At 60.8% G+C, this 13,281-nt stretch carries 14 protein-coding genes; 11 read left to right on the forward strand and 3 right to left on the reverse strand.

The window, feature by feature from the left end:
• The first annotated feature begins 257 nt into the window (after window positions 1–257).
• A complete protein-coding gene (locus DF196_RS03380; RefSeq protein WP_109056484.1) occupies window positions 258–1,184 on the forward strand; it encodes a nucleoside triphosphate pyrophosphohydrolase in 927 nt (308 codons plus the stop codon).
• 115 nt (window positions 1,185–1,299) lie between these two features.
• A complete protein-coding gene (locus DF196_RS03385; protein ID WP_109056485.1) occupies window positions 1,300–2,079 on the forward strand; it encodes a trimeric intracellular cation channel family protein in 780 nt (259 codons plus the stop codon).
• A 57-nt stretch (window positions 2,080–2,136) separates the two neighbouring features.
• On the opposite strand, the gene rpsT is transcribed toward DF196_RS03385, so the two are convergent.
• Window positions 2,137–2,397 (reverse strand): 30S ribosomal protein S20, encoded by a 261-nt coding sequence (rpsT, locus tag DF196_RS03390; RefSeq protein ID WP_007052167.1) that lies wholly within the window; start codon window positions 2,395–2,397, stop codon window positions 2,137–2,139.
• Window positions 2,398–2,554: 157 nt separating this feature from the next.
• On the opposite strand from rpsT, the gene lepA reads away from it, so the two are divergent.
• The 7 genes from lepA to DF196_RS03425 all read left to right on the forward strand — a co-directional run bounded on the left by lepA (window position 2,555) and on the right by DF196_RS03425 (window position 9,529).
• Window positions 2,555–4,435, forward strand: a complete 1,881-nt coding sequence (gene lepA / locus DF196_RS03395) for a translation elongation factor 4 (RefSeq protein ID WP_109056546.1) — start codon at window positions 2,555–2,557, stop codon at window positions 4,433–4,435.
• Window positions 4,435–5,799: a radical SAM family heme chaperone HemW gene (gene hemW, locus DF196_RS03400; RefSeq protein ID WP_109056486.1), complete on the forward strand. Its 1,365-nt coding sequence runs from the start codon at window positions 4,435–4,437 to the stop codon at window positions 5,797–5,799. Before lepA ends, hemW begins: the two co-directional genes overlap by 1 nt.
• A 66-nt stretch (window positions 5,800–5,865) precedes the next feature.
• Window positions 5,866–6,189, forward strand: a complete 324-nt coding sequence (locus DF196_RS03405) for a MarR family winged helix-turn-helix transcriptional regulator (protein ID WP_109056487.1) — start codon at window positions 5,866–5,868, stop codon at window positions 6,187–6,189.
• Window positions 6,190–6,514: 325 nt separating this feature from the next.
• Window positions 6,515–7,315: an MFS transporter gene (locus tag DF196_RS13655; RefSeq protein WP_109056488.1), complete on the forward strand. Its 801-nt coding sequence runs from the start codon at window positions 6,515–6,517 to the stop codon at window positions 7,313–7,315.
• Window positions 7,316–7,342: 27 nt separating this feature from the next.
• Window positions 7,343–7,927 carry an MFS transporter gene (locus tag DF196_RS13660; protein ID WP_206603770.1) on the forward strand — a complete coding sequence of 195 codons (585 nt, stop codon included), beginning with the start codon at window positions 7,343–7,345 and terminating at the stop codon, window positions 7,925–7,927.
• A gap of 108 nt (window positions 7,928–8,035) precedes the next feature.
• Window positions 8,036–8,818 (forward strand): class I SAM-dependent methyltransferase, encoded by a 783-nt coding sequence (locus tag DF196_RS03420; RefSeq protein ID WP_109056489.1) that lies wholly within the window; start codon window positions 8,036–8,038, stop codon window positions 8,816–8,818.
• A gap of 45 nt (window positions 8,819–8,863) precedes the next feature.
• Window positions 8,864–9,529, forward strand: coding sequence for an NUDIX hydrolase N-terminal domain-containing protein (locus DF196_RS03425; RefSeq protein WP_109056490.1), 666 nt, complete (start codon window positions 8,864–8,866; stop codon window positions 9,527–9,529).
• 13 nt (window positions 9,530–9,542) lie between these two features.
• Here DF196_RS03425 and DF196_RS03430 read toward each other — a convergent pair whose 3' ends face one another.
• Window positions 9,543–10,115 carry a TetR/AcrR family transcriptional regulator gene (locus tag DF196_RS03430; RefSeq protein ID WP_109056491.1) on the reverse strand — a complete coding sequence of 191 codons (573 nt, stop codon included), beginning with the start codon at window positions 10,113–10,115 and terminating at the stop codon, window positions 9,543–9,545.
• A gap of 100 nt (window positions 10,116–10,215) precedes the next feature.
• Here DF196_RS03430 and DF196_RS03435 point away from each other — a divergent pair, with 100 nt between their 5' ends.
• Together DF196_RS03435 and DF196_RS03440 are read left to right on the forward strand one after the other, a co-directional pair.
• Window positions 10,216–11,517, forward strand: coding sequence for an NADH:flavin oxidoreductase/NADH oxidase family protein (locus DF196_RS03435; RefSeq protein ID WP_109056492.1), 1,302 nt, complete (start codon window positions 10,216–10,218; stop codon window positions 11,515–11,517).
• A 182-nt stretch (window positions 11,518–11,699) separates the two neighbouring features.
• The gene (locus DF196_RS03440; protein WP_206603773.1) at window positions 11,700–12,395 is read left to right on the forward strand and encodes an SDR family NAD(P)-dependent oxidoreductase; all 696 of its coding nucleotides are present in this window, start codon (window positions 11,700–11,702) and stop codon (window positions 12,393–12,395) included.
• Here DF196_RS03440 and DF196_RS13250 read toward each other — a convergent pair.
• Window positions 12,352–12,951: an aldo-keto reductase family protein gene (locus DF196_RS13250; protein ID WP_146194691.1), complete on the reverse strand. Its 600-nt coding sequence runs from the start codon at window positions 12,949–12,951 to the stop codon at window positions 12,352–12,354. The genes DF196_RS03440 and DF196_RS13250 overlap by 44 nt on opposite strands.
• Window positions 12,952–13,281: the final 330 nt, after the last annotated feature.

Below are 13,281 nucleotides of genomic sequence, written 5' to 3' on the forward strand. Positions count from 1 at the left end.
GACTCTGCGCATGAAGAAAGGAGGCATCTAGAGCCTTGGCTCTGTTAAGCCAAGTGGCATAATCCCACGGAACCGCCCTTCAGTCGGCCACGCCGACAGATTCCCTGACAAGTGGAACCAAGCATGACAGCAATGTCGATCTTGGCTTAACAGAGTCAGAGGCAAAGCCTTTGTGCTGGCCGTCGGCCTTGAGCCAATGCAGGTATAGTGGGTCAGCGTTGGAGAATCATCGTTGAATACGAACTAGGAAACCGATCATGAGCGAAGCTGGGATTGATGCGAGGCGCCGCGATACGCAATATCATTTGCCGGAAGGGTTCGAGCACTGCTCGAAACTGAAACCGGTGAAGGAAGCGGCAACAGCTCTGGACCGGGTCAAGGCCGTGGTGGATGTGCTGTATTCGCCGGGCGGATGCCCGTGGGACGGCAAGCAGACGAACGAGTCGCTGCTCAAGAACCTGCTTGAGGAAACCTACGAATACATCGACGCCGTGGAAACCCATGATCGCGACAACATGCGCGAAGAACTTGGCGATGTGTTGCTGCAGTCCGTGTTCCAAGCGCGCGTCTGCGAATCGGATGCCGAAGATCCATTCGATATCGACGAGGTCGCCGACCGGCTGGTGAACAAGCTCATCACGCGGCATCCGCATGTGTTCGCAGCTGATGATTCCGCTGATACTGCCAATGCCGGCAGAACCGATAGAGAAAAAAGTCCCGAATCTCCAGAAGCCGTGCTGGCGCTATGGGAAAAGATGAAGCAGCGGGAAAAGCATCGCAAATCCGTATTGGAAGGCATCTCTCGAGCGCAGGGCGCATTGCCTCGTGCCGCCAAGGTCGTCTCCCGCATCTCCAAATCGCCGGATGCCGCCGCACTGTTCAAGGCGTTTGATGAATCGGATCGGCTTGGCGCCCAAATGGACGATAATCGGCAGACGATTGCGGAACGGAGCACCTTCGGCACCTCTTCCACAGACTCCGATGGCGTATCCGAAATCTCGAAGGCCGATGCCTACGCTGATGAAATCCTTGACATCGTACGCAGAGCCCGCATTGATAGCATCGATATAGAGTCCGCGCTACGCAACCGTCTGCGTGATGTCGAATCTCGCGTTGCAGCCATCGAATCCGAAACCACCCACGCCCATGATGGAAACGCTTCTCTATCCCGCGATTCGCGTTGAACAGCAAGCCCGTCAGGCAAGGCTTGAGGTAGGCTCGAGTACGGTAATCATCGCCGGATCGTGCTAAGCGGGGTAAGCGCAGGCGGACCGAAGCGGTACAGGAGGGGATTGGCTCATGCAACAGGTGGCGTTGGAGAGCAATGCGGTGTTCGTGGGCATCGAGTATCTCGCCATCCTATGTTGGGGAATGTCCGGAGGTCTTTCGGCGATCAAGAAGGGCTATGACGACATCTTCTCCATCATGCTGTGCGGCTGGGTGACGGCCCTCGGCGGCGGTCTCTTCCGTGACGTGATGCTCGGCGATCTGCCGCCCGTAGGTATCACGGACAAAGGCTATGTGCTTACCACGTTGCTCTCCGGCGTGATCGCGGTGTTCGCGCATCCCGAAATCAAAAAACTCAAATGGACGATGACGCTCATCGATGCCTTAGGCCTTGGCGCGTTTGCCGTCAGCGGCACGGAGAAGGCCCTGGCGTTCGGCACTTCCGGTATGACCGCTATATTCCTGGGCATGTTCACGGCCATCGCAGGTGGTCTGGTTCGTGATCTCTTCCTTGGTGATGTGCCGATGATCATTCGCGACCGTCACCTGTACGCCGTTCCCTCGTTTGTCGGATGTATCCTGACCGTGCTGGTCTGGCGTGGCGCCCAGCATGGCATGTTCGACCTGCGTTCCGAAATGATGCTGGATGTGCTGATCGTCATCGTCGTGGTGCTGATTCGGGTGCTGTCGGTGGCCTTCAATGTGACCATGCCCGGCGCGATGCGGCGTACCCATGTGTATCTGCCGGAACGGCGATACCTGAAGCGTCCAGTCATCCATCCCCATGTCGACGAGGATGAAAGTGACGAAGAGGAAGACGATGATAACGAGGACGGTCGGGAACAGCAATAAAAAATCCCGCGAATCACGGAGACTCGCGGGATTTTTTAAACCTTAGCGGTGTTCAGCTCACAGAGCGTTGATCGCAACGGCCAGGCCGGACTTGCGGTTGGCAGCCTGGTTCTTGTGGATCACACCGGCGCCAGCAGCCTTGTCCAGCTTCTGGGCGGCGACCTTGTAGGCGGCCTCGGCGGCGGCCTTGTCACCGGCGGCGATGGCTTCGCGGGTGGCGCGGATGGCGGTCTTCAGGCCGGACTTCACAGCCACGTTGCGAAGGTGCGCCTTCTCATTGGTGAGCACGCGCTTCTTCTGCGACTTAATGTTTGCCACGTTTACTCCAAACGATGTGTATTACAAGGACATACAAAAGTATGAGGATAGCACGAACCCCGGAAAAACCCGCGCGAAGCCACGCCGCATACAGCCCCTCGGATAGAATAGGACGAGTTTGAGTCATTCTTAAGAGGTTCCAAGAGGAGGAATGTCGTTGGTCGTCCAACACAATCAGCCGGGTTCCACCGATCAGTCCCTGATCCGCAACTTCTGCATCATCGCGCACATCGACCATGGCAAGTCCACCGTGGCCGACCGCATCCTGCAGCTGAGCGGCATTGTGCCGGAACGCGAGATGCGCGACCGCTTCCTCGACCGCATGGACATCGAGCAGGAGCGTGGCATCACCATCAAGTCCCAGGCCGTGCGTGTGCCGTGGACGTTTGACGGCACCGAATACACGCTCGGTATGATCGACACCCCGGGCCACGTGGACTTCACCTACGAGGTCTCCCGCGCGTTGGCCGCATGCGAGGGTGCGGTGCTGCTCGTGGACGCCACCCAGGGCATCGAGGCGCAGACCCTGTCCAACCTGTACATGGCCATTGACCATGACCTGACCATCATCCCGGTGCTCAACAAGATCGACCTGCCTTCCGCCGAGCCGGACAAGCACGCCGAGGAGATCGCCGGCCTGATCGGCTGCGAGCCGAGCGACGTGCTGCGCGTCTCCGGCAAGACCGGTGAGGGTGTGGCCGAACTGCTCGATCGCATCGTGCTGGAGGTCCCCGCGCCCCACGGCGACCCGGACGCTCCCGCCCGCGCGCTCATCTTCGACTCCGTGTACGACTCGTACCGTGGCATCGTCACGTACATCCGTATGGAGGATGGCGAACTGCACGACCGTGAGAAGGTGCACATGATGGGTATCGGCATGACGCACGACCCCATCGAGATCGGCGTGATCAGCCCGGACATGACCCGCACCAAGGCGCTCGGCGCCGGCGAGGTCGGCTACATCATCACCGGCGCGAAGGACGTGAGCCAGTCGAAGGTGGGCGACACCCTGACCTCCGCCGTCCGACCTGCTACCGAGCCGCTGCCCGGCTACCGTGACCCCAAGCCAATGGTGTACGCCGGCCTGTTCCCGATCGACAACGCCCAATTCCCCGAACTGCGCGACGCACTTGACAAGCTCAAGCTCAACGACGCCGCCCTCATCTACACGCCGGAGACGTCCGTGGCGCTGGGCTTCGGCTTCCGTTGCGGCTTCCTTGGCCTGCTGCACATGGAGATCGTCAACGAGCGACTTTCGCGCGAGTTCGGCCTCGACCTCATCCAGACCGCCCCGAACGTCACCTACGATGTGACCGCCGAGGACGGTTCCGAGCATCACGTGACCAACCCGAGCGAGTTCCCGGATGGCAAGATCAAGAAGATCGTGGAGCCGATGGTCGCGGCGGACATCATCACCCCCAAGGAGTTCATCGGCGCGGTCATGGATCTGTGCCAGGACCACCGCGGCATCATGGGCACGATGGAGTACATCTCCACCGACCGTGTGGAGATGCACTACCGCATTCCGCTGGCTGAGATCGTGTTCGACTTCTTCGACCAGCTGAAGTCCCGCACCAAGGGCTACGCCTCGCTCGACTACCACGAGGACGGCGAACAGGCTGCCGACCTCGTCAAGGTAGACATCCTCATCCAGGGCGAGAAGGTGGATGCCTTCAGCGCCATCGTGCACCGCGACAAGGCGTATTCGTACGGCGTGATGATGACCAAGAAGCTGCGCGAGCTCATTCCCCGTCAGCAGTTCGAGATTCCGATCCAGGCCGCGATCGGCTCGCGCATCATCGCGCGCGAGAACATCCGCGCCCTCAGGAAGGACGTGCTCGCCAAGTGCTACGGCGGCGACATCACCCGTAAGCGCAAGCTCCTCGAAAAGCAGAAGGCCGGCAAGAAGCGCATGAAGATGCTCGGCCATGTGGAGGTGCCGCAGGAGGCGTTCATCGCCGCCCTGTCCACCGGCGAGGACTCCAACGACCGTGACACCAAGGACAAGATCCGCGCTGCGCAGAAGACGGAAGGCTGATGACCTACGAAATCTACATCCACGTGCCGTTTTGCATGCGGCGCTGCGGATACTGTGATTTCAACACGTATACGGCCGCGGATCTCGGTGCGGGGGCCTCGCGGGGCAACTATGCCAACATGGTCATACGTGAGATGGAGCTGACCAGGCAATGGCAGCTCGACCACGGCATCGAGGAACCGGCGGCCGACACCGTGTTCTTCGGCGGCGGCACGCCAACCATCCTCGCCGCGGACGACCTCGTGACCATGCTGGGCGCCATCCGCCGCATCTGGGGCATCGCCCCAAACGCGGAGATTACCACCGAAGCCAATCCGGACACCGTCAACGAGTACTACATCAACCGTCTCGCCGAAGGCGGCTTCACGCGCATCTCCTTCGGTATGCAATCCGCCGTGCCGCACGTGCTCAAGACCCTCGACCGCACGCATACCCCGGCGAATGTGGCGGCCGGTGTCGCGGCCGCGAACAAGGCCGGGCTCCGCTCCAGCGTCGACCTGATTTACGGAGCGCCGGGGGAGAGCCTCGACGATTGGCGCACCTCCGTCAAGACCGCCATCGATCTCGGTGTCAACCACATATCCGCATACGCGCTGACCGTGGAGCCTACCACCAAAATGGGCCGCCAGATCGCGGCCGGCACCCTGCCCAAGCCGAACGACGATGACGAAGCCGCCAAATACGAGATCGCCGACGACCTGTTCACAGCCGCCGGCCTCGAATGGTATGAAGTCTCCAACTGGGCGAAGCCCGGATATGAAAGCCGACACAATCTCGGCTATTGGCGCAACGTCGACTGGGCGGGCCTCGGGCCGGGGGCGCACAGCCATTACAACGTTGTGGCCGGCGGCCTCACATCCCCACTCGCGGATATACCGCCTACCGGCAATGCCTTCGCATCCTCCGGCGAAGATGAGCAAGGGCTCGACCGTTCGGAGGAGGTCCCCGCCGAGATCAGTACCGATGCCACCTCCACCCACGCCCTGCGCGCATGGGACATCGCCCATCCGCGCCTGTGGGGCACCGCCATCAATGAAAGCCGCATACCCTGGGGCGGCAGCGAGGAAATCACGCCGGCCGAAAACCTCGAAGAGCTCATCATGCTCGGCCTGCGCATCCGTGAAGGCCTTGACCTGGACCGCATCAATCGGGCCATCACTGCGGTGGGGAAGCAGCCCGCCGCGGCCGGCAACGAAATGGGACTGAAACTCATCGATGTGACGCAACTGCAACCGATGGTCGAGGACAATCTCGTCACCATTGCGTTCGATGCCGAACATCACACCCGCGTCATCCCCACACGCAAGGGCCGTCTCCTCAACGATGCCGTCATCGAAACGTTCTTCGATCTCGTCGGCGTGTGAGTCGTCGAGGCGCGGGGAACGTCAGCAGCCGATGCGCTCGCGCACGGCAGCGGACAGTCGCGCTGCCTGCTCACCTTGAGCGGTCTCGGTCCGGTCAGCCAGCGCAGACTCGCGGCGATTCTGGGCATTCGTTCGGCGTCATTGAGCGAGCTACTCGGCAAAATGGAGGCGCGCGGATGGATCGCGCGCACACCGCACCCCAAGGATGGGCGTACCAACATGGTCGCGCTCACCGAGGAGGGCAAGGCCGAGGTGATGCGCCGGCGGCCGGCCGGCAGCGGTGCCTCCGGAGAGTTGCTTGCGGCGCTTGACGACAATCAGCGCGCGCAGTTCGGGGAAATCCTTACGGCGATCAAACGCCATTACCAAGAACTCGATCAGCAACGTTGATACCCGTAATCCGTCGCCTCTCAGTCAGCTGTGCTGACCCGGGGAAGTCAAGATGCACGGGAATCGAACGAAAACCATTAGGCTCTGTTAAACCAAGATTGACATGAATTCCCTTGGACTACCCCTCAGTCGGCTTCGCCGCTAGCTCGTCCTGCAATTAGGGACGAACTTCGTTCGCGTTTTACTGGCTCGACTTTCGTCTCGCACATTGCCTGCAAACAGCTCCGCTGTTTTCTTTGCGGCAATGTCCTGACAAGGGGAGCCAAGAATAAGGGGCATGTCAGTCTTGGTTTAACAGAGCCAACCATCAATCACACGAAACACCATGTCTCATCCTGAACAAATCTCGTTAAGCGACCGTCGCCGTGCGCTCATTTTCGCCAATATCATGCTCTCGTGCATCGCCACCACCATCATGGCCACGGCGCTCACCACGGCCCTGCCGCCCATCGTGGCCGACCTGGGCATCACCATGCAGACCGGCCAGTGGCTCACCAGCGGCTACTCGCTCGCCATGGGCATCGTCATGCCGCTGACCGCGTTCCTCATCACGCGGTTCCCGACCAAACCGTTGTACCTCGCCGGCGCGGCGCTGTTCATCGTCGGCTCACTGGTCTGCGTGGCGCCGGTGCCGTTCGCCGTCATCATGATCGGCCGCGTAGTGCAGGCGTGCGGCAACGGACTGCTCATGTCGATGGCGCAAGTCGTGCTCATGACCATTTATCCGGACAACCGCGGCACGATTATGGGCTGGTACGGGCTTGCGGTCGGCGTCACGCCGGTGATTGCACCGACATTGTCCGGACTGATGGTGGATGCATTCGGATGGCGGTCGATTTTCTACCTGGTGATCGGCGTGATGGCGTTGTCGCTGATTGCGGCGTGCTTCGTATTCGGCAACGTACTCAAGACGTCGAAGCGATCCTTCGACGTGCTGTCCTTTGCGGTGAGCATCATCGCGTTCGGCGGCGTGACGCTCGGCATCGGCAACATCGGTTCCATGCCGTTCGTCAGCACGACGGTGCTGCCGCCGTTGGTGCTGGGTGCCACGGCTTCCATATGGTTCGTGATGCTGCAGCTCAGGCGCGAGCGCCCATTCCTCGACGTACGTATCCTGCGCAACTAAGGGTTCGCGTTGAGCGTGATCGGCAGCATGCTACTGTACTTCGCGATGATGGGCTCGTCCGTGATGCTGCCGCTTTACGTGCAGACCATCAAGGGTGGTTCCGCGTCGATGGCCGGTCTGGTGAGCCTGCCCGGTTCGCTCGCCATGGCGATCATCAGTCCGATGGCCGGCCGATTGTACGACCGGTTCGGTGTGCGGCGACTGTTCTTGATTGGCGGCATTTGCCTGACCGCAAGCAACTTGTGCATGGGACTGCTGCCGTTGGTGGCGTCAATCTGGGTGGCCGCCACAATCAATGTGGTGCGCTCGCTGGCGATCGGTTGCCTGATGATGCCGCTCGTGACATGGGGCACCGCCTGTGTCGGTGAGGGACGTCTCGCTGACGCGAACGCGCTGCTCACCGCATTGCGCACGATCGCCGGTGCGATCGGCCAGGCCGTGTTCGTCGGGATGATGACCGCCCTGGCAGCCTCCGCGCACTCCGGAGGCATGGGACTAGCCGCAGCGAACATGCACGGCCTGAACTTGACGTTTCTAGCGATGGGTGCGTGCGCGGTCCCGTTGATCATTATCCCGCTCGTGCTCCTACGTGGTGAACGAAGCGTGCGATAACAATATCGGCCATGGGCGGTACGCGTCGAGAATTGTGGTGATTGACTTCGAGCGCTCGAAGTTGGTATATCTGCTGATGATGCAAAACATCCATCAGGAGGCGGCCGGATGATATCCGATGAGAACATAGATCACGGTGTTCCCTTTGATTGGGGGCGCGTATCAGACGAGTATGCGCGGTATCGTGACATTTACCCGGTGCGGTTTTACCAGAGGATTCTCGACCGTGGCCTGTGCCGTGACGGGCAGCATGTTCTTGATTTGGGCACCGGCACGGGTGTGATTCCGAGATCCCTGGCCCGGTATGGCGCGACATGGGTCGGCATCGACATCTCCGAACAGCAGATCGCCCAAGCACGGCGGCTTTCCGAAGGCATGGGCATCGAATACCGGGCGATACCGGCGGAGCATATCGATTTTCCCGATGGTACGTTCGACGTGATCACCGCATGCCAATGCTTCTGGTATTTCGACCATGAGACGATCCATGGCATCCTGCATCGCATCCTCAAACCTAACGGGCGTATCCTCGTGCTGTATATGGCATGGTTGCCGTTCGAGGATCCGATTGCGGACGCAAGCGAACGACTGATCCTGAAATACAATCCGAACTGGAGCGGCGCGGGGGAGCGAATGCGGCCGATCGACATTCCTGCCTGCTACGCGGACGGCTTTGCACTCATCCATCATGAGGAATACAAGCTCACAGTACCGTTCACGCGCGAAAGCTGGAACGGACGAGTAAAAGCATGCCGTGGCATCGGCGCATCCCTTTCCGCGCACGACATCGCAGCGTGGGAGCAGGAGCATAAGGCGCTGCTCGAACGCATCGCTCCAGAACGGTTTGAGGTGCTGCATTATGCCGCTATGGCCGAACTGAAACGCATTTGAATAGTGATAATGGTCATAGACAAATCTGCAACGAATGGCGGCATCATGAACGAACCAGCATCAGCATCACCAGCATTATCGACATCATCGGCTACGTCGTCGAATCGTATGCTGCTCGATTGGAGCAAGGAGCTGCAGGCTCTTGCCCAGACCGGGTTAATGTACAGTCAGAATCCGTTCGACCGGGAACGGTATGAACGGATACGCGCTATAGCGGTTGACATGCTCGCCATGCAGACCGATATGCCGGTCGAACACATACGCGGCCTGATCAATGCTGGATACCCGACGCCGAAACTCGACACCAGGGCGGCAATCTTCGATGCGGACGGTCGTATCCTGCTCACGCACGAAAATAGTGGTGAATGGTCGCTTCCCGGTGGTTGGGTTGATGAGAACCAGTCCGTGCGGTCCAACACGATCAAGGAAGTCAAAGAGGAAGCTGGACTCGACGTAACCGCCGACCGACTCATCGCGGTGCAGGATTGTGCCAACCATAACGGACTGTCGTTTCCATATGGAGTGATCAAATTCTTTGTGTTGTGCACCCGCATCGACGGGCAATTCGAGCCGAACATCGAAACGACGGAGATCCGCTACTTCGACGAAGACCAACTACCCCGACTTTCCACGACGAGAAATACCGCAGAGCAGATCGCCATGTGCTTTGCCGCCCACCGCGACCCCGACTGGACGACGTTGTTCGAGTAGATGAGTGGTTTCTCTATTCCACGCCGCGCAGCAACGTATGTGCGTAGTCGTGCAACTGTTCGCGGGTGAGCGTGTGCCCGCGCAGATACGCCCAGTCGAGCACCAGCATCACCGTGTTCGCGTAATGGTCGGCGATCAGGTCCGCCGGCAGTGTGAAGCGGTCACGGTCGATGCAGGTGCGGATGATCTCGCGCGCCTGACGCTCGATGAAACCGTGCAGGCTGGAGAACAGTGGTCCCTCGGAGGAATTATTCCTCAGGATCGCGCGTAGCAGTTCGGTGTTGGACTCCAGCAGATCCGCCATGGCGTCCAGCGCCGTATCGATGCGATGCTCGGGCGCGGTCGATGCGAGGTCGGCGAGGTCGGCCTGCCTGGACAGGGCGGTCCAGCAGTAGGCGAGCAGGTCGTCGCGGTCCTCGAAGTAGTTATAGAACGTGGCGCGCGGATATCCGGCGTGTTCGCACAGTTCGTTGACGCTGATGTCGGCGAACGGTTTCTCGGCGAGCAACGCCGTGATCGCCTCGAAGAATGCGTCGAGCGTGCGCTGCGTGCCGCGTGTGATCTTGCCGTTGAGGTCCTTCTTCATGATTTACCAGCATATCCTATCGTCCAGAATTTTACAATTGTCTAAATCCGTGTTATGTTGGACAACTGTAAAAACATAGACGTATGGAAAGTTTGATGCCATGACGAACGACACGACCAAGACGGCGACGCCGGTCGCCGAACCGCTGACCCTGCCCTGCGGCGTGACGGTGAAGAACCGGTTCTACAAATCCGCGATGAACGAGGCACTCGCCGGGCGCAACTGTGCGCCGACCGAAGCGCACGTGCGTCTGTACCGCACGTGGGCAAACGGCGGTGCCGGCGTGCTCGTCACCGGCAACGTGATGGTCGACCACACGCAGCTGGGGGAGCCGGGCAACGTCGCCGTCGAGGACGAACGTGACCTTGCCATGCTGCGACGCTGGGCCGCGGCCGGCACCGAAAACGGCACGCACTGCTGGATGCAGATCAACCATCCCGGCCGCCAGTCGCCCATTACCATCAACCGGCATCCGCTCGCGCCAAGCGCCGGCACAGTGGACGGCGACTACGGTAGGTTCTTCGCCGAACCCACCGAGCTGACCCGAGACCAGATTCGCGACATCATCCGCCGGTTCGCCAACACCGCGCGCATCGCCAAGAAGGCCGGCTTCACCGGCGTCGAGATCCACGCGGCGCACGGCTACCTCATCAACCAGTTCCTCTCGCCGCTCGACAACCGACGCACCGACGAGTATGGCGGCAGCCTCGAAAACCGCGCCCGCTTCCTGTTCGACGTATTCGACGCCGTGCGCGAGGCCGTCGGTCCGAAATTCCCGATTGCGGTGAAGCTCAACTCGTCCGACGTGCCGATCGCCGTCAAGGTCAACGAGCGCAACGGCGCGCCGGGCGGATTCAATGAAGAGGAATCCATCTGGGTCATGAAGCAGCTTGAAGCCCGCGGCGTCGACCTCATCGACATCTCCGGCGGCACGTACTCCAAGCCCGTCATCCAATCCAACGACGGCGCCGCCGAGGACCGTCGCCGCGGCGTCTACTTCACCGACTTCGCACGCCGCATCAAAGGCGAGCTGACCGTGCCGGTCGCCCTGACCGGCGGCTTCCGTTGCGCGGCCGACATGGAGCGTGCGCTCGGCGAGGGCATCACGCAGATGATCGGCATCGCGCGTCCTCTGGCGATCGTGCCCGACATGCCGAACCGCATCCTCCGTGACGGCTGGCGAAGCACCGTGTCGTTGCCGAGGATAACGACCGGCATCAAGTCGCTCGACAAGGCGTTCGGCGGCATCCTGGTCATCAGCTGGTTCGAGCTGCAGATGAACCGCATCGGCCGTGGACGACGCCCCGATTCGCGCATCGGCGGCATGCGCGCGCTCCTGTTCGCCCTCAAACAGCATGGCCCCGCGGCGCTCGCCCCGCGTCGCCGCAAAGGGCATCAGTGAGCCGAGGACGCCAACGGACGACCGGAACAAGCCATCGTGCACATTGAAACGGTGGGAGATACGCGGGAATATATGAGAAAGGATCATGTAATGGACATCGCCATCATCACCGGCGCGTCGTCCGGCCTCGGCCGTGAATTCGCGCGCCATATCGCCAACCGATATCAACAGCTCGATGAAATCTGGCTGATCGCGCGCAGGCCGAACGCCTCAAGGCGCTCGCGTCGGAGCTTGCCTCATCGACGCACGCAGCCTTTCGCGTCGTACCGCTCGACCTTGCCGACTCCTCCAATTACGGCGGCCTCGGCGAACTGCTGGCCGACGCGAAGCCGGTGATACGTGTGCTCGTCAACAACGCCGGTTACGAGCGCGAAGGCCTGCTACGTGACATGGAACCGAACGACATGCTTGCGATGATCGATCTCAACGTCACGGGGATGACGATGATCAACCGTACATGTCTGCCATACATGAGCCGGGGAAGTTTCGAGATCGTCACGGGCTCGGTATCCGCATTCGCGCCGATGCCGTGGCAGGCGGTCTATGGGGCCAGCAAGGCATACGTGCACTCGCTCGTATTCGCGATTCGCGAGGAGGAACGCCGCCGCGGCGTGAACATCATGCTGCTCAGTCCCGGCAACATGGACACCGAAATGAACGTGCGCGGTTCGGGCGGCGGCAAAATCGGCATGCTACCGTACCTGAACCTTGCCAGGACAGTCGAACGGTCGTTGAGCCTCGCGGAGCGCGGCTGCGGCGAATACACGCCGCTGATGCTCTACAAGGCGTACCGTTTGGCGGCCAAGCTTGTTCCCGCAGCGGTTATGGCACGGTTCACTCGCCTGGACTCGGGCGGTACGAATGGTCGGGGTCTATGACGTCGCGGGCGGGATGGCAGGAGACGTCGCCGGCGATGAATCGTCGCGCATGCATGCCGCTGGTGACTGCCGGGATGTCGGATTCCGTCGCAATCCTTTGTATGTTCGCGTGCTGAGGAACCGTGTCGCTTCGGCGTCGTCGTAGCCGCGGAACAGGCTTTCGCCGGTATCGCGTGCGGCGATGCGCTCCATGTCCTCGTCGGCGAGCTCGAAGTCGGACGCGGCGAAGTTCTGCTCGATTACGATTGCGGTGCACGGATTTCGGGATGCACACGATGCCGCGCTGCAGCAGCCAGCGCAGGATCACCTGCGCCACTGACTTGCCGTATTTCGCGCCAATCGCCTTCACGCGGCCTTCGTCCAGCAGTTCCTCCATCGTATGCCACGAACCGTAGTGGTCGCCGTACGGCTGGTGGATGAGATATAGGTGAGATAGTCGAGCCCCCAGTCGTGCCATCGGCCGGTCGAACGCGCGTCGTTCCGCATCATAATCCATCGCTCTACGGCGGTTACGTATTGGGGTCAGATGGGCCGCATGGGCGGTGGTTCTGCTCATCGGCAGCCCGCTCTATACCCCCATCAGCCGAGCCATGGCCCGCACCAACGGCTTGGTGACGGGCACGGGGTAATGGGCTGAGCGAGGCGATAACCGAGCGAAGGTCGCATTGAGTCCGGCCGTAGACCAGTCCGTTCTTGCAGGGGCCGAAGGCGGGAACATCGCGATAAGTCCGCAGTGGCTATTCGCCTTCGGATTTGACGCAGTGGGTTTGCCTCATGCTCCTTGCAGGGGGCCGAAGGCGGGCCGTACGGCTGAGTAATCAAATTACCTAAGCGTGATGATGGTAACTGGCTGATATCGGAGCCAAAACAAAAAAGTGAGCGGACG

The sequence above is a fragment of the Bifidobacterium callitrichidarum genome (genome assembly GCF_003129905.1).
GTDB lineage: Bacteria > Actinomycetota > Actinomycetes > Actinomycetales > Bifidobacteriaceae > Bifidobacterium > Bifidobacterium callitrichidarum.

Coding starts and splice junctions, on each gene's coding strand:
- DF196_RS03380 (WP_109056484.1), top strand. CDS start 258: ATGAGCGAAGCTGGGATTGATGCGAGGCGCCGCGATACGCAATATCAT.
- DF196_RS03385 (WP_109056485.1), top strand. CDS start 1,300: ATGCAACAGGTGGCGTTGGAGAGCAATGCGGTGTTCGTGGGCATCGAG.
- hemW (WP_109056486.1), top strand. CDS start 4,435: ATGACCTACGAAATCTACATCCACGTGCCGTTTTGCATGCGGCGCTGC.
- DF196_RS13655 (WP_109056488.1), top strand. CDS start 6,515: ATGTCTCATCCTGAACAAATCTCGTTAAGCGACCGTCGCCGTGCGCTC.
- DF196_RS13660 (WP_206603770.1), top strand. CDS start 7,343: ATGCTACTGTACTTCGCGATGATGGGCTCGTCCGTGATGCTGCCGCTT.
- DF196_RS03420 (WP_109056489.1), top strand. CDS start 8,036: ATGATATCCGATGAGAACATAGATCACGGTGTTCCCTTTGATTGGGGG.
- DF196_RS03425 (WP_109056490.1), top strand. CDS start 8,864: ATGAACGAACCAGCATCAGCATCACCAGCATTATCGACATCATCGGCT.
- DF196_RS03430 (WP_109056491.1), bottom strand. CDS start 10,115: ATGAAGAAGGACCTCAACGGCAAGATCACACGCGGCACGCAGCGCACG.
- DF196_RS03435 (WP_109056492.1), top strand. CDS start 10,216: ATGACGAACGACACGACCAAGACGGCGACGCCGGTCGCCGAACCGCTG.
- DF196_RS13250 (WP_146194691.1), bottom strand. CDS start 12,951: ATGAGCAGAACCACCGCCCATGCGGCCCATCTGACCCCAATACGTAAC.